The organism is Hahella sp. KA22 (assembly GCF_004135205.1).
Classification (GTDB): domain Bacteria; phylum Pseudomonadota; class Gammaproteobacteria; order Pseudomonadales; family Oleiphilaceae; genus Hahella.
In genome coordinates this window covers 3,296,999-3,312,345 of sequence record NZ_CP035490.1, presented here as the reverse complement: position 1 = coordinate 3,312,345, position 15,347 = coordinate 3,296,999, and the positions used below count along the sequence as shown (strand labels likewise).

General features: G+C 54.0%; 12 protein-coding genes. 7 read left to right on the top strand and 5 right to left on the bottom strand.

From position 1 onward, the window contains the following. Positions 1 to 25: 25 nt before the first annotated feature. Together EUZ85_RS14815 and EUZ85_RS14810 are read right to left on the bottom strand one after the other, a co-directional pair. Complete coding sequence (locus EUZ85_RS14815) at positions 26 to 775, bottom strand: hypothetical protein (protein ID WP_127970020.1); 750 nt, start codon at positions 773 to 775, stop codon at positions 26 to 28. Next, positions 772 to 1,971: a nucleotide disphospho-sugar-binding domain-containing protein gene (locus tag EUZ85_RS14810; protein ID WP_127970019.1), complete on the bottom strand. Its 1,200-nt coding sequence runs from the start codon at positions 1,969 to 1,971 to the stop codon at positions 772 to 774. Before EUZ85_RS14810 ends, EUZ85_RS14815 begins: the two co-directional genes overlap by 4 nt. Positions 1,972 to 2,066: 95 nt before the next feature. On the opposite strand from EUZ85_RS14810, the gene EUZ85_RS14805 reads away from it, so the two are divergent. Further along, entirely contained in the window at positions 2,067 to 3,761 is a 1,695-nt protein-coding gene (locus EUZ85_RS14805; RefSeq protein ID WP_127970018.1) for an autotransporter domain-containing protein, read from the top strand. Between the two features lie 87 nt (positions 3,762 to 3,848). Here the strand turns inward: EUZ85_RS14805 and EUZ85_RS14800 are convergent, their stop codons facing one another. Next, entirely contained in the window at positions 3,849 to 5,090 is a 1,242-nt protein-coding gene (locus EUZ85_RS14800) for a VWA domain-containing protein (RefSeq protein ID WP_241567037.1), read from the bottom strand. A gap of 180 nt (positions 5,091 to 5,270) precedes the next feature. Continuing rightward, on the bottom strand, positions 5,271 to 6,263 hold the full coding sequence (locus tag EUZ85_RS14795) for an NADP-dependent oxidoreductase (protein WP_127970017.1): 993 nt from the start codon (positions 6,261 to 6,263) through the stop codon (positions 5,271 to 5,273). A 129-nt stretch (positions 6,264 to 6,392) separates the two neighbouring features. Between EUZ85_RS14795 and EUZ85_RS14790 the strand changes: the two genes are divergently transcribed. The 4 genes from EUZ85_RS14790 (at position 6,393) to EUZ85_RS14775 (ending at position 11,307) form a co-directional block, all read left to right on the top strand. Next, positions 6,393 to 7,295 (top strand): LysR family transcriptional regulator, encoded by a 903-nt coding sequence (locus EUZ85_RS14790; protein ID WP_127970016.1) that lies wholly within the window; start codon positions 6,393 to 6,395, stop codon positions 7,293 to 7,295. Between the two features lie 89 nt (positions 7,296 to 7,384). Beyond that, positions 7,385 to 8,983, top strand: a complete 1,599-nt coding sequence (locus EUZ85_RS14785) for a glycerol-3-phosphate dehydrogenase/oxidase (RefSeq protein ID WP_127970015.1) — start codon at positions 7,385 to 7,387, stop codon at positions 8,981 to 8,983. 112 nt (positions 8,984 to 9,095) lie between these two features. Further along, on the top strand, positions 9,096 to 10,316 hold the full coding sequence (locus EUZ85_RS14780) for a 1-acyl-sn-glycerol-3-phosphate acyltransferase (protein ID WP_127970014.1): 1,221 nt from the start codon (positions 9,096 to 9,098) through the stop codon (positions 10,314 to 10,316). Between the two features lie 241 nt (positions 10,317 to 10,557). Continuing rightward, on the top strand, positions 10,558 to 11,307 hold the full coding sequence (locus EUZ85_RS14775) for an MBL fold metallo-hydrolase (protein ID WP_164887253.1): 750 nt from the start codon (positions 10,558 to 10,560) through the stop codon (positions 11,305 to 11,307). A 92-nt stretch (positions 11,308 to 11,399) separates the two neighbouring features. Here EUZ85_RS14775 and EUZ85_RS14770 read toward each other — a convergent pair whose 3' ends face one another. Continuing rightward, positions 11,400 to 12,935, bottom strand: coding sequence for a DUF4382 domain-containing protein (locus EUZ85_RS14770; protein ID WP_127970012.1), 1,536 nt, complete (start codon positions 12,933 to 12,935; stop codon positions 11,400 to 11,402). A 116-nt stretch (positions 12,936 to 13,051) separates the two neighbouring features. Here EUZ85_RS14770 and EUZ85_RS14765 point away from each other — a divergent pair, with 116 nt between their 5' ends. Together EUZ85_RS14765 and EUZ85_RS14760 are read left to right on the top strand one after the other, a co-directional pair. Continuing rightward, a complete protein-coding gene (locus EUZ85_RS14765) occupies positions 13,052 to 13,897 on the top strand; it encodes a DUF6502 family protein (protein WP_127970011.1) in 846 nt (281 codons plus the stop codon). Next, on the top strand, positions 13,894 to 15,294 hold the full coding sequence (locus tag EUZ85_RS14760; protein WP_127970010.1) for a DUF5666 domain-containing protein: 1,401 nt from the start codon (positions 13,894 to 13,896) through the stop codon (positions 15,292 to 15,294). The genes EUZ85_RS14765 and EUZ85_RS14760 overlap by 4 nt, the downstream gene beginning before the upstream one ends. Positions 15,295 to 15,347 lie beyond the last annotated feature (53 nt).

Sequence of the window (15,347 nt, the reverse complement as noted above, 5' to 3'; positions counted from 1 at the left end):
TGTAAAGGAATAGCGTCTTTGGGCGCTATTCCGTCCCCAAACGCGCAAAATGCAAAATAGCGCGTTCAAAATCTCCATCCGTCACCGTTCGTCCCGTCAGATTCTTATTCCGAAATGTCAGGCACAGATTCACCGCATAAACCGGCGCAGCAAATTCCTGACGATACAGTTCCAGAAACCTGCCCTCCCCTCGACTCAAGTCCTGCAAAACCCAGGGGCTGAGCAACGCCACGTGGTTCAGCAAGGGAAAGCGCACCCGTTCATGCAAATGTGTTAACCAGGACGTGCCAATGGTCACGTGACGCAACGTTTCGTCGTGGCGCACCATCTGTTTGCAGGAGTATCGGTAGAAATCCAGAAACGGGTTCCCGCGACAGAAAACGGCGATTGCATTGTTCACCCTGTGATATCGATGCAGCGCGCCTTCGCTCTCGCTGATCCAAACCTCCCGACAAAATGCGAAACTATCTGAATCAGCAACGGTTAAACGTTCAGGGGCGCCAATGTATACATCAATATCCACCCAGATGACACGTTCATAATCCGCCGCCAGCAGCTCCGCCGCACGCTCCAAGCGCGCCAGATCCGCCATCAGATGAATTTGACCGCCTGTCTGCGCTCGATACCAGTCAGGTAAGCAATCAAAAAAACGATCGTCGTAAAAGAGATACTCGTAGCCCTGAAGCTGCGCCCACTGAACCACGCTGCGTCGACACTTTTCCACCCAGGGCGGGACATCATGGGTACGGAAGGACTGGATGACGACTGTTCTCAAGACTTTCGCTCCCTTGCGGTCAATACGGCCTCGACCCGCTGGCGAATCAATTCAGCGCCTCGCGGCCGCCCTGCGTATTTGTTCGCGCACTCGCGGGCCCGGGATCGTATCCCCTCTGAGGTAAGCAATCTCTGCAGGCTGCTGACCAATGCACCTACATCTTCTCCGTCAATAATCTCTCCGACGCCATTTTCACTGGCGCACCGACTGTTGAGAAATTGCTCCTGCTGAGTGGGCAAGCAAGCTATAGGAACGCCAGCCTTAACGCTTTTCGCCAGCATTCCCATGCCGCCATGGCATATCGACAGGTCCGCTTCACTCAACGCTTGATCCAAAGCGACAGGATGTGAGTAGATTCGCAAAGCATCACTCTGATATCGCGAGATAAGATCCTCAGAAATACCCGGACAGACAATCAGCGCCGTTTCACCAAGGCGTTTGATGCCATCCAATACATTTTCCAGATGCTGATAAAATGACTTCAAATAGCCGATCACTTTCTTCCCGGCGTTATGCGGCCACACCGCAATTTCTCCCGGAAAATCTCCCGCAACCGGACCACAATACAGGGAGTGCTGCCGGTGCGCCGCCTGAAAATCGAGCTCTGAATAGCTGGCGATAAACGCTGAGTCAACCTGGAACAAGTCCGATAAATACGATAATGGCGACAGTCCCATTGCTTGCACCAAGGGATTCATATTGGCCACCACCCTTGATTCAGCCTCATAGACCTGTTTGTAGTCAGCGGTTTCAGGGCGAATATTCGGGTTTGGCTGTCCCGGAGAGAGCTCACTGAATCCAGCGCCTACCGTAAACTTGGGTATGGATAACGACTGCGACGCCAACATCGCGGTTGGAGCAAAATCAAAAAAAAGGGCGTCTGCTTGTATTAGTCGAAACAACGTCTGCCAGGCGCTGACCAAAGTGGCTAGCCCCTCCACCGATTCGTAGCCTCTCTTCAACAGGATATCCGCGATGCAACTACTGGGCGGCTCTTTTTTGCCTTTAGCCGGCCACACCGGAGCTTGCAGCACTGTCACGGGAGTATCCGCAAAAAAGAGCGGCGCTTTTGAAAGGTCTTTCAATATCACAGTCACTTGGTGATTATGGCTGACAAATTCACGCGCCAGTTCAGAAAGTGTCGCCAAATGACCTAGTTCGCCGCCTAATTCCCAGCAAAATACCAACTTGCTCATGTTTTATAGTAGTTCCCCCAGTTTCAATTTAGCGCCCATTTTACGTACAATGTGCGACCCAAAATTCTAACTACATTATTCAGCTAAGGTTAAACATGCAACGGAACAAATTGCCCCTGTATTTTCTTGCGGGCGCTGCGATGGCGCCCTTGGCGAATGCCGCCGCTCCCGTGGCTAATAGCGACGCTGCAACTATTGAGATGAACAGCTTCGCTTACATTAATGTCATCGCGAATGATTCAGATCCCGATGGCGACAACATCGAACTTTTGGGCTTTGAGCCCCCTCAACACGGTACAGTCAGCTATACAGATGGTCCCGGATTACGTTATACGCCAGACAGAGATTTCGTTGGCCAGGATACATTCACATATAGAATAGTCGACGTCATTGAATGTACTCCAGGTGACGGTGGTGATTATGGCGGTGACTACGGTGGCGATTATGGTGGTGACTACGGCGGAGAGTATATATCGCCTCCTCCCGCAGCAAGAAGTCCTCAAGCCCGCTGCGATGAACCAGTAGAAGTTCAAGGTACTGTTACGATAACTGTGACCAAAGCGCCGACATCTGAGCTGCTTCCTCTCACAGACAACGAAAACGACCGTCAAGTATCCAAAGTGCTTGACGCCATTTGCGGTTCAATTCCTGAAGACGCTACCGGTGAAGCAGAAAAGCTGGCGCAGCGCTGCGCTGTTCTCTACGAATTAGCGACCGATGACCCAACGAAAGTCGGCTCTATCATCAACCAGCTTGCGCCGGAAGAAACTTTATCTCTGCTGCGAGTGGCTTCCGAAACTTCACAAGCGCACACCAACCGTATCTTCAAGCGCATGTCTTCTTTGCGCCAGGATAACGAAAACATTCAAGTGACCGTGAACGGCCGCACCTGGGGTGAGCAGGTCATGAGCGGCGGAGCCGCTGGCGACGCCCAGACTTCTCCTTTTGGCGTGTTCCTGAGCTTGCACCGTGAGTCAGTAGAGCACGACCGGACTGATCGTGAGTCTGCATACGAATATGATAACGACGGATTTACTCTGGGCTCCGATTACCGCGTTAGCCAGAATCTGTTAGTCGGCGCCGCCCTGGGATGGGGACAGAACGACCTGTCTTTCTCTGAAAGCGGCGGCGGAGTGGATGCAGACGCCTATAACCTGACTGGTTATGGTTCTTACTACATCGGTAATTTCGGTCTGGATATGCAGGTGGGTTACGGCGCTGGCGACTACAACACCAAGCGTCGCATTAACTATACCGAATCCGGCTCTGAGTTTTCAGCCACAGCAAAAGGCGAAACTGACAGCAAACAGTTGAATCTCGCGCTGCAAGCCAGCGTTATGTTCAACAGCGGCGCGCTGTCCGTACAGCCATTCCTGCGTTTGAACTACTCAAACACGGAAATCGACAGCTTTGACGAAAGCGGCGGCGAAGGCTGGTCCGTGCACGTCGGAGAGCAAAACCTCGACCAGATGACAACCAGCGCCGGCTTTGAAGCCACCTATCCCGTCAGCTACAACTGGGGCGTGTTGCAGCCTAGCTTCCAGGCTTCTGCGGTAAGCGAATCCAGCACTAACTTTGGCCCAGTCAAGTTCCATTTTATCGGCGACTCTGACGCGACCAAGTTTGAGTTGAGCCCGGATGGCGAAGACAGCCTGTACTACATCTTCAACCTGGGCGCAGTGGCTGTCATGAAGAATGGCGTTTCAGCGTTTATCGATTACCAGCAAAACGTCAGCTATGACAATAGCAGCGCCTACCAGATCAACACAGGTCTGCGTTACGAGCTGTAAGTCTTATCGTCTTGCACGCAAAAGGCGGCCCGTTTAGGCTGCCTTTTTTGTATGTAGTGTCCCGTCCTGAATAAAGTTGAAGATGACCTACTTGAATTCGAAAGCTTTTTGTTCGCCTTGCTTACGAATGGCGGAGATCAGCGCTTCATCGACAGTATTGCCGTCTGACTTAGCCGCTTTACGATTCTCCTCCGCAATATAAACATCTCTCTCGTCGCTCAAGGCTTTAATTTTGTCCTGCAATACCTTGCGCTCTGTTTTCTTCGTTTCTATATATTCTTCTTTTTCTTGTTTGCTCATCCCAACCATCGGTTCCGGCAGTGCTTCCGCTTCGACTTCCTCCAACGCCACATCTCCGGCTTCGTAGGCATCCACTAAATCCCAGCTTGCGTTATCGTAAGCAACGGAAGCTTTTGACTTGGCTCTTTGCGCCAGCAAACCGAGTGAGACATTCTGGCTGTTCGCATCCTGCTCGTATTGTCGCTTGGACGCTGCGGCGCCTCCCGCACCATAGGGCACATAGGTCTCGTTGAGCCTGGCGTTCAGGATGGCGATTTCTTTGTCTTGAGGCGCTTCTATTTGTGCAACCTGCTGGTCCTGATCGATGCTCATGTAATTGCCGCCCGCCAGTTGCGCGCCCTGCCGCCAACCGCTCTCTCCGCCTTCGTTATAGGCGCCTGCGAAGATGGTGTTGACGGTTATATCTTTCTGTTTGGCCAGAGCGATCGCTTCCCGGAAGGATACCGGGCCTTGCGTAAAAGGCTCGTTACCGGCGATAAAGATGGCGCGGATATCATTGGACGATTGACTCCATTGCAGCTGTTTGACGGCTGAGTTGATGGCGTACCCACAGAACTCATCGCCACCATTGGTAGTCAGAGAAAACAATGCCTCCGACACGCGGTCCAGTTCTCTGGTAAGCCCAGTCACTTGGCGAATGTAGCCATTTTGCGAAGAAAGCCCATCGTTGCCGTATTCATACACCGCCACTTCCAGTATTGGCGTGACGCCGTTTTTCTTGGCCTTGGAGAATTCGTCCACCATCTTCCACAGCTGATTGCGAGTCTGATTGATCAGGCCGTCCATACTGCTGCTCGTATCCAGCAAAATAGCTAACTGAATACGCGGAGCATTGATGGCTGGCTGGGTCACCGCCTGTGTAATGGGTTGAACATTTTCCACCTGTGTTTCAGCGCTCCATACCAGTCCGCTAAACCCGCAACATGCCAACATCGCTGTCGCCAGTAGCGCTTTGCGGAATGGTGTAAGGCCGGTGTTATCAGCGGAACTTGTTGATGAGGACGGTGTAGGACGAAATACGATGTTCATGTTCTGGCTCCTTCAAAGCAATGTTGTTGCGTTGGAGTCAGAATACGGTTACGGACTCAAAGACATCAGACATGAGTTTGTAAAAAAAGCGCGGGCAGTGTTTACATAAAATTTACATCTCTCCGCAGCGCCGCAACCTCTGCGGCGGCGCACGGAGAAATATAACGACGAGAATCGTGATTACAGACGTACCAACAACTTGCCTTCGTTAGCGCCGGTAAACAGTAGATTGATCCCTTCTATCGCGCTTTCCAGACCGTTCAGTTCGTGAGTGCGGTATTTGATTTTCCCCGCCAGGAGATATGCGCCGACTTTTTGCGACAGCTCGCCGAAGCGATGCATATGATCCGGCATCGTGAAACCCTGGATACTCAGGCGCTTCTTCACAATCTGCGTCCAGCTCGGCCCCGGCGCAGGGGTCTCTGCGTTGTAATCGGCGATAACGCCACACACCACGATACGGCCAAACGCGTTCATATTGGCCATGGCGACATGTTGAATAGGACCGCCTGTATTTTCAAAATAGATGTCGATCCCATTCGGCGCCGCTTCTTTCACCGCCTGCGCCAGATCCTCCGTCTTGTAATTGATAGCGGCGTCAAAGCCCAGTTCCTCTACCAGCCAGCGGCATTTCTCCTGCGAGCCAGCGACGCCAATCACCCGCAATCCCTCAGCTTTGGCGATTTGCCCCACCAGGGAGCCTACTGAACCCGCCGCGCCCGAAACCAGCAGCGTTTCGCCGGCCTTGGGCTTTGCTACTTCCATCAATCCGTGGTAGGCGGTCACGCCGGGCAACGCCAACACTGACAGTATCGCTTCCGCAGGCAGTTCCTGCGGCATGATGGAGACGCCTTCGCCGTCGCTGACCAGATATTCACGCCATCCGAACATACCCGCCACTTTGGCGCCGACGGGAAACTTATCATTTCTGGATTTTACGACTTCCCCAACACCACTGGAGCGCATGACTTCGCCCAGGCCGACCGGAGGTATATAGCTGTCGGTCGCCGCGCTCATCCATCCGCGCATCGCCGGGTCCAGCGACATATGCGTCTGTTTGATCAGGATTTGCCCTGATTCCAACTCAGGCGTATCGAGCTCCACCAGCTCGAAACAAGCCGTCGTGATGTCTGTTTCAGGTCTTTTCACTAATTTGACTGCTTTGTAGCTCATGGCGCGCTCCTTATGTGCAGAAGGTTTATTAATCATCAAATTCTGAAACCAGTTTATTTTTGCCTGGTAGAAAGATAAATATGCTAAATTTCAAATAACTTTTGTCATTTCAGCAAAAATATAGAGCCTATGGATAAACTTAGAGCGCTGCGTTTTTTCGACCACGTGGGAAAAACGGGTAGTTTCAGCGATACCGCGCGACACTTTGACATCCCCGTATCCAGCGTCACCCGCCAGATTCAGGCTCTGGAAGAAGAACTGGGCGCACGTCTGCTGCACCGCACCACCCGGGTTGTGAAACTGACGGAAATCGGCGAAATCTATCTCCAGCACTGCAGCCAGATATTGCGGGGTCTCGATAATGCGGACGAGCTCATCGTCAACTATCGCAGCAAGCCCTCGGGCGTATTACGCATCAGCTGCAGCTCTTCTTACGGTGAAAGCCGCATCGTGCCGATTCTGCCTGAGTTCGAGGCGCTGTATCCCGAGATCATCATTGATATTGACCTGACGGATAAGGTGGTCGATATCATGCGGGATACAGTGGACATCGCCGTGCGCGCCGGACAGATTCCAGATGAGCGGGTGGTGGCCAAATATATTGACGACAATAACTTCTCACTGGCCGCCTCCGACGCCTATCTGCAACGATACGGAATGCCGCGAAGTATTGAGGATTTAAGCCAACACCGGGCGCTCGTCTTCCGTACTTCCGATCAAGTGCTTTACTGGCAGGCCAACATCAACGGTCGCTGGCGACAGGTGGATATCCGCCCCGCCCTGATCACCAGCTCTCCCCGTCTGCTGCGGCAGTGGGCCAGCGACGGCAAGGGGCTGGCGATGATGCCGAATTGGGTGTGGCGCTCCAATACGCTGCCCGCCGGATTTCAAACACTTGAACTGGATTACCCCCTGTACGTCAGTCGCGCCACGCAACTTGGCATCTATCTGCTCTATCAACGCCCCAAATACGCCGTTCCCAAAGTCAAAGCCGCAGTGGACTTCCTGGTTTCCAGACTCGCGCAGGGCTAGCGGAATTCGCGAAATCCGTTCTTGCCTGCAATACTGGATAAAAGATAACCACAACCGTCGAACTTCCTATTCAGAGGAACCCGGTTTTCATGCAGCTTAGAGACAATAATCTCAGCAAACTCCGACGTCTTAGTTTCGACGCCCTGGTGATCGGCGGCGGCATTAATGGCGCAGTCTCCGCCGCAGCCATGTCCGCACGGGGATTGAAAGTGGCCCTCATAGATCGGGGCGACTTCGCCGGCTTCACCAGCCAGGAGTCTTCAAACCTGGCCTGGGGCGGCATCAAGTACATGGAAACCTACGAGTTCGGTCTGGTGCGCAAACTCTGTATGTCGCGCAACAAGTTAATGCGCAGCTACCCCTCCACGGTGCAGGAAATCCGCTTCTTCACCACAATTAAAAAAGGATTTCGCTATCCTCCCTGGTTTCTCTATCTGGGCGGAGTGCTGTATTGGTTTATGGGAAATGGCTTCACGCGCTTCCCTCACTATCTGACCCCGGAGCGAATCGGTCGTGAAGAGCCTATCGTGAATACCGGGGGCAGCACAGGCGGTTTCGAGTATTCTGACGCCTTTCTGCATGACAACGACGCCCGCTTCGTCTTCAATTTCATTCGCCGCGCCATGGATTACGGCTGCATCGCGGCCAATTACGTGGAGTCCGTCAGCGCACGCTGGGCGGACCGCATCTGGACAATCGATGCCCGGGACAATATCTCCGGGGAAGAATTTCAGATCCGCGCAGGGTTGTTGGTCAACGCATGTGGTCCCTTCGTTGACGACCACAACCGTTTGACAGGACAAACCACCAAATATCGACACGCCTTTTCCAAAGGCATCCATCTGATTGTCGACCGCATAACGAATAACAAGCGGGTGCTGACTTTTTTCGCCGATGACGGCCGCCTGTTTTTCGTCATTCCCATGGGGCCGAAAACCTGCATTGGCACAACAGACACGCGTATGGAGTCGCCCTATACGACAGTGACGCCGGAAGATCGCAAGTTCGTGCTGGACAATATCAATGCGCGTTTACGTCTGCCGCAACCATTGACGGAAAGCGATGTGGTGGCCGAACGATGTGGCGTTCGCCCTTTGGCGGTGCAAGGCGACAATGGCGCCAAAACGGATTGGCTGCAGTTGTCGCGCAAACACGTGATTGAGGTCAATGCCGAAACCCGCCACATCAGTATCTTCGGCGGCAAGCTCACGGATTGTCTGAATGTGGGCGATGAGATCTGTCAGGCCGCCGCCGCGCTTGGGATGTATCCGCCCTATCCCGAAAAAATCTGGTACGGAGAGCCTCCCAACCGTGTGAAAGAGGAGTTCATGCATCAGGCCCGACTCATGGATCTCGACAACCTGACGCCGCCGTCCTCTTCAGAAAAACTGTCGACCAGGCTGTGGCGACGTTACGCTGCGCACGCCTTCGACCTGCTGGAGACTATTCGCGCCGATCCCAGGCAGGCGGAGTTGCTGATCGAGAATGCGGAGTACCTGCGTTGCGAGATAGAACAGGCGGCGCGACGGGAAATGGTGACCAAACTGGATGACTTTCTACGCCGAAGATCGAAAATATCTTTGGTGGTGCGGCGTGATAAAATTAAAAACGCCCAGGGTTTGCTGGAGGCCTGCCGGATTCTATTCGGTGACGAAGCGGATGAAAAGTGGGCGGAATATTTCAAATAAACAAGCGCTTAGCGCCCATTAACCCAGCGCTCCACGTACATTTTGTAATGGACCGGCTGAAACATAAATGAGACACTTGCGCGTCCAATAAGCATGAGCATAAATATAATTCATGAGTACATTTGATGATATTCGTCCCTATCGGGATGATGAAGTTCCTCAGGTGATCTCGCGGCTGCGCCATGACGAGCAACTCGTCCGGGCCATAGAACATTATAAGTTTCCCAGGTTATCCAAATACTGCCGCAGTCTCACCTCGTTCCTGGTAAGACGCAATCTGCAGCACAATCTGCGCAGAATCAATACGATACACGATGTACAGAACATGGTGGCGGGGTTCATGACCAACACCGTCAGGAAAACCACTTCCGGCTTCACTTATGAAGGTCTGGACAAGCTTCCCAAGGACCGCGCCTGTCTGTTCATCAGCAACCATCGCGACATCGCCATGGACCCGGCGCTGGTCAACTTCGCGCTGTATCAATCCGGTCGCGAACTCGTGGAAATCGCCATCGGCGACAACCTGCTGTCGAACCCCCTGGTGTCCGACATCATGCGTCTCAACCGGAGTTTTACGGTCAAGCGCTCGGTAGAGGGGCACAAGGCCAAACTGCAGGCGTTAACCCAGCTTTCCGCCTATATTGACGACACCTTGTCGCAAAATCGCTCCATCTGGATCGCACAGCGGGAAGGCCGGGCAAAGAATGGCCTGGATAAAACCGATCCGGCCATCATCAAGATGCTTAATATTTATGGCCGCAAGCAAGGCATGGCCTTCGCCGACACCATCAAACGCATGAATATCGTGCCGGTGTCCATTTCCTATGAATACGATCCCTGTGATCTGCTCAAAGCGAAAGAACTGCAGGCGCGGGAGCAGTCCGAATATGTGAAGGGCGAAGGCGAGGACATCACCAGCATCATTCGCGGCATCTCCTGTCCCAAAGGTCGTGTGCACATCGCCTTCGGCGAGCCGTTGCAACAGGATTTTGAGAATGCGGAAGAAGTGGCCGCCGCGATCGACCGGCAGATTACCCGCAACTACAAGCTATTCCCCTCCAATATTCTGGCGTTTGAGCAATTGAAGACGCTGAGCGAGTCTTTCGCTCATTTACAGGAGGAATCGCTGCATCGTCTGCAGGAGTTGGCGGGACAGGCCAGACAGGCCTGGGACAATCTGGATCGGGATGAGATGGGGCAAAAAGCCTCGGAGTTCTCCGATCGGGTCGGCGGCTACCCTAACCTGCTGCAACGCTACATTCTGGAAATGTACGCCAATCCTTTGATCAACAAGTTCGCCGGCGCTCCGGGAGATTCCGCGCCGCAAACCTGATCTCCCTCACGGCGGCCTTGCGCCGCCGTTCTGTATCTTTTTTAAATTCAATAAATTAACTTACAACGCCTGATCCAATTTGCAACGTAACGGGGGTTGCCCTGACGTCGTTGTATTTGGTTACAATGAGCGGCCGCATTGATGCGTCGGCGAAGCCCAGAATGATCGACGCCGTCATCGCTCGTTGGAATGAACGGAACATAGACATTCCGTTCAGGCCCCAGGATTTATGAGGAAAACTATGCACATTGAAGTGTTGGGGAGCGGAGAAGCTTACGACCGCACCCGGGTAAACTCATCCCTGCTCGTCACGGAAGAGCGTTTTCAAATGCTGATCGGCTGCGGTCCTACCGTACCTCAGGCATTGTGGCGGCGAGAAACCGCCATTGAGGATATCGACGCCATTCTGCTAAGCCATTGCGGCCCGGACCACGCCGCCGGCCTTATTACCCTGGTAAATTGGATGCACGCCAGGGGACGCACCAAGCCTCTGGTGCTGATTACGCCTCACGGCCATCGCCCCCTGCTGCAAAATCTGCTGAATTACGCCATCTGGCCTGAGCAACGGCTCTGTTTTCTACTGCGTTGGAAGCAGTCAGATAAAGGGCTCGCCGTTGGCCCCTGGAATCTGTCCACCGCCATGACCCAGCATGCCGCGCCCAATCGCGCCCTATTGCTGTCAGGGCCTAACGGCGCTCTGTTCTTCAATGGAGAAGGCGTGTTGCTGGAAGCGCCCTTACGTCTGGCTGGCGAGGCGGATTTGATATTTCTCGAATGCCGTTCGATTAAAAAAGACCGACATGATTTTCACGGCAGTTGGGAGGCCTATCATGGCCTGACTTTCAAAGCCGGTAGCCTGATATGCCTGTATCAGGTTCTGGAACAGGAAAAGGCCCGTTTGGGCGACCTGATTTATCAGCGCGAAGATGTCTATCTACCTGAACAGGGGCAATGTTTCCGCCTGGTGCAGGGGGATTGGGAGCTGCTGTAAACGCCGCGCCGGCGAACAGATAATGCCTGCTCGCCGGCGCGGGTGTATCGGGAACGCCAGTTTTTCAGCGTCCCGTGATCAATCGCTTATCCTTAATAGATAAAGATTGTCTCCGCGTTGAAACAACCGTCCGCAATATCTTCCTCTCCAAAGATATCCAACGTGTCTCCCGCCGCCAGATCACTGAACGCAGCGGACATCTTAGTGGTTTCATCGCCAGAGGTGACGACCAGATAGATGTTGGCGCCGGCGGCGTCAACACACTGATCGCCAGCATCACCGCTGACTGTCAGACGGAGATTATCGCCATCCACGGACAGCAGCTCGCCGCTGACGCCCGCTTCTTCATCGTTCTCGCTCAGCACCAGGAACGGCGAACGCAGGTAGTTATCCTCTCCGCTCGGCAGTACCAGCACCGCATCAATCAGAGCGTTCAGGCCCGCTTGGATATCCGCCTGCGTCAGCTCGGTTCCCACATCGTTGAAGACACGGGTTTTCGGGAACAGCTGCACGGCAATGGGGGTATCTGTCGCGATGCCCTGCCCTTCATCCAGAGCGACATTAAAGCGACTGGTATCCACGTCTACTGTGGACGCCGCTTCACCGGAGTAGCGTCTGAATGCGGTCAACAGACCTTCTTCGATGGTCAACGCATTGATAGCGAAGATATGAGCATCCACGACGCCCTGACTGTTAACCAGAACCGCTCCCTCAGGCACGGTAGTGATTGTTGAGCACAACTGCGCGGCAGGCTGCTCTTCCACGGTGCGATCCAGATACCAGACAATGCAGTATCCTTCTTCCGGCAAGTTCGCATCATCAATGTCGGGCGACGTGGCGACGGTCCGAACCAGGCGACCAATGACCGTCACTTCATCGCCCTCAACCAGTGACGCCGCCTCAGCGGGAAGCCCGTTGCTGGCGAAGATGCCGGTATCCTCATCCATCCGCACGCGCATGCAGTCCTCAGAACTGGCCGCTGGCGTAGCGTCCGTATCGGTGATGAACTGGGTGCGACACAAACTAAAGGCGTTGTCGCCCACGCTTTCAATATCACCGTGAACCCTTACGAATTTGTTGTTGGGGATCTCGGAACGAATGTTGGCGAATACGACGGGGCGTATGATGACTTTACCCTGCCCCGTGGTTGTGAACTTGAGGGCTTTGTTCATATCAAAATCGATTTCGATGAACAATACAGCGCCAGGCGTGACGGTGAAGCCGCCTTGGTTAACCACTTTGATAACTTTGGAAGGCAGCTTGGAAGGCACTTCGGTTTCACCGCCTGCGCCATCGTCTTCATACAGGTTCACGTCTGATGTGGTAATGCGCAAAGAGCTGTATTGGCCAGCAGGCACGTCGGTGGTGTCCAGAAATTCGTAAAAGTCGGGAAGACTCAATAAGTCGAAAGTCTCTTCGCCGCTGAACAGGGTCACCTTGCCCTGATCGCCCACCAGCTCGACTTTCGTGAAAGTAATCATGGCTCTAGTATAATCGCCGCTGGGCGCGTCCGTGAGGATCAAGCCCACCTTGGCGTCTGCAGCGGCGGTGTCGTCACTGCCGGAGCCGCCGCCTCCGCCGCATGAGGCGATTAGCAACGTGAACGCTATGGCAATCCAACGATTCATGACATCTACTCCTATGGGTTGGTTGTGTTCTTTTGGGATAATAAGCCCAAATATCGGAGTCGTTTTGTGAAACAGTTCACATTTTTACCAACAGTTTGGCGATAATATCCCAAATCATGAACCAGGCATTAAGTCAGGCGCTGTACGCCGCCATTTACAAATTACTGCGACCCTTGGCTGCGCTGCTGCTGCGGCGCGGCATGTCGTACAACGAGTTCGCGGAAATCGCGAAGCGCGCCTATATTGACGCCGCCACGGAAGAGTTTTCCCTCCCCAACCGCAAACAGAGCCTCTCCAGAGTGTCCGTATTGACCGGCATTAACCGCAAAGAAATCGCCAGACTGGAGAAGCTGCCCAATCCCATTGAGACTGGCGAGGCGCAAAGCGCCAATAGAAGCTCCAGAGTGGTCAACGGCTGGATCAGAGATATCCGGTTTCAGGATGAGCATGGCGCGCCTCTTACCCTCCCCCTGGACGAAGGCGATAGCAGTTTCACAGAGCTGGTGCGGTTATACGGCGGCGACGTGCCGGTGCGCGCGGTCCTGGACGAGCTGATCAGACTGGACTCCGTGGAGGTCAGCGATCAGGGAGAAGCGGCGGGCAAGCGGGTTGCTCTGAAAGTGGACGGCTACGTGCCGCAAACGGATTTAAAAGAGAAACTAAGGATTATGAGTACGGCGGTCGCGGATCTGCTTCGCACCATAGATCACAACCTGGAAGCGGACCGCACTGAAGCGCGCGTCCAGCGCACCGTGGCGTACAACGACATCCCCATGGAGTGTCTGGAAGCGATACGCGGACGCAGTAAAGAAGAGGTGGAAGAAATTTTGCAACGTATAAACCGGTGGTTATCCGGGTACGACAGAGGCGTCAATACCAAGCTCCAGGGCAGCGGGAAATTTCGCGCGGGAATAGGCGTATACTATTTCGAGCAATCCTTAACCCGCGAGGAGCAGCCATGAGCAGAATTATTTATACCCTGACGGCGCTGGCATTGACGACCAGCCTGCTCTCAGCCTGCTCCGGCGGCGCATCTTCTGACGGCGGCATTGAAGGCACTGGCGCGCCAGTGGCCGCCCGCGGCGAAATCAGCGGCTTCGGCAGCGTATTCGTCAATGGCGTGGAGTATGAGACCGATTCAGCGGACATCGTTATCGACAGCGTCAGCGGCTACTCTGAAGGCGCACTAAAAGTGGGCATGGTGGTGCTTATCGAGGGCGCTCTAGATGCAAGCGAAACAACGGGCGACGCTCGTCGCGTCAGTTTTGAACAAACTTTATTCGGCCCGATCACCCAGGTGAGTTACGCCGATGACTATAACGCCGAGATCAGCGTACTGGGACAAACCGCACTGATTCCTGACAGCGCCGTTTTCGAAAACCTCAACTTCAGTGATCTCGCAACCGGCCAGGTGGTGGCGATCAGCGGACTCACCAACGCAACAGGCGTCGTAGCCACCCGCATTGAGAAAATGGCGGACGCATACAGCGATGGCGAACAGGTCGCGGTGAATGCGTTTATTCAAAGCGTAGACTCACCGAATCGAACCTTCGTCATTGGCGATTTGAGCGTGGATTACAGCATGGCGGATCTACAGGGCTTCTCAGACGGGCAACCAGAAGTTGGCCAATACGTGAGAGTCAACGGGCGCTTCTTTGAAGATACCGGCGTCATCGCCGCGAAAGTCAAACTGAAAGCCCGCGGCGATATGTCCGCAAGCGGCGTCAGACTGGAGTACGAAGGCATCATTACTGACTTTGCGTCACAACAAAGCTTCTACCTGAGCGGTCAGCCCGTCAACGCCGCCGGCGCCAAATTCAGAAGAGGTCAGAAACAGGATTTGGCTGACGGTGTCCGCATCGAAGCGGAAGGTCCGATTGACGCGGACGGCGTATTGCAGGCGCAAACGATTACCTTCAAGAAAGCCAATGATATTCATGTCGAAGCTACCGTGGATTCAGTCAGCGAAGCGGACAAACAGGTCGTCGTCCTTGGGGTCGCGTTCAGCATTAATGAGCTGACCGCCTTCGATGACCGCAGCGAAGCGCACCAGCCCTACTTCGGTTTGGATGACATTCGCAGCGGCGACAAACTGTCCATCCGCGCGGCGAGCGGCGTCACGCCATTAACCGCTACCCGTATTGAACGTCTGCGCGCGGATGATGCTGTGACAGTGGAAGGCCCTGTAACAGCCATCTCCGGCAAAGTGCTGACCATACTCGGGATCTCCGTGGACATCAGTGACGCTTCCGGTTCGCAAAACGGACTCAAGGTGGGCGCGTTTGTAGAAATTGTAGGCGACTTGACCGGCGTGCAGTCTGTCAAGGCGCAGAGAGTTAAGGTGAAGAACAACAACTAAGGAGCCTGTGAAAGCGCTGGCCAAACCAGCTGCTTTCGCAAGGCTTCACAAAG

What these genes read in the sequence shown, in the direction of transcription:
- EUZ85_RS14775 (WP_164887253.1), top strand. Translation starts at nt 10,558, where the DNA reads ATGCACATTGAAGTGTTGGGGAGCGGAGAAGCTTACGACCGCACCCGG.
- EUZ85_RS14810 (WP_127970019.1), bottom strand. Translation starts at nt 1,971, where the DNA reads ATGAGCAAGTTGGTATTTTGCTGGGAATTAGGCGGCGAACTAGGTCAT.
- EUZ85_RS14790 (WP_127970016.1), top strand. Translation starts at nt 6,393, where the DNA reads ATGGATAAACTTAGAGCGCTGCGTTTTTTCGACCACGTGGGAAAAACG.
- EUZ85_RS14760 (WP_127970010.1), top strand. Translation starts at nt 13,894, where the DNA reads ATGAGCAGAATTATTTATACCCTGACGGCGCTGGCATTGACGACCAGC.
- EUZ85_RS14795 (WP_127970017.1), bottom strand. Translation starts at nt 6,263, where the DNA reads ATGAGCTACAAAGCAGTCAAATTAGTGAAAAGACCTGAAACAGACATC.
- EUZ85_RS14785 (WP_127970015.1), top strand. Translation starts at nt 7,385, where the DNA reads ATGCAGCTTAGAGACAATAATCTCAGCAAACTCCGACGTCTTAGTTTC.
- EUZ85_RS14780 (WP_127970014.1), top strand. Translation starts at nt 9,096, where the DNA reads ATGAGTACATTTGATGATATTCGTCCCTATCGGGATGATGAAGTTCCT.
- EUZ85_RS14770 (WP_127970012.1), bottom strand. Translation starts at nt 12,935, where the DNA reads ATGAATCGTTGGATTGCCATAGCGTTCACGTTGCTAATCGCCTCATGC.
- EUZ85_RS14800 (WP_241567037.1), bottom strand. Translation starts at nt 5,090, where the DNA reads ATGAACATCGTATTTCGTCCTACACCGTCCTCATCAACAAGTTCCGCT.
- EUZ85_RS14765 (WP_127970011.1), top strand. Translation starts at nt 13,052, where the DNA reads ATGAACCAGGCATTAAGTCAGGCGCTGTACGCCGCCATTTACAAATTA.
- EUZ85_RS14805 (WP_127970018.1), top strand. Translation starts at nt 2,067, where the DNA reads ATGCAACGGAACAAATTGCCCCTGTATTTTCTTGCGGGCGCTGCGATG.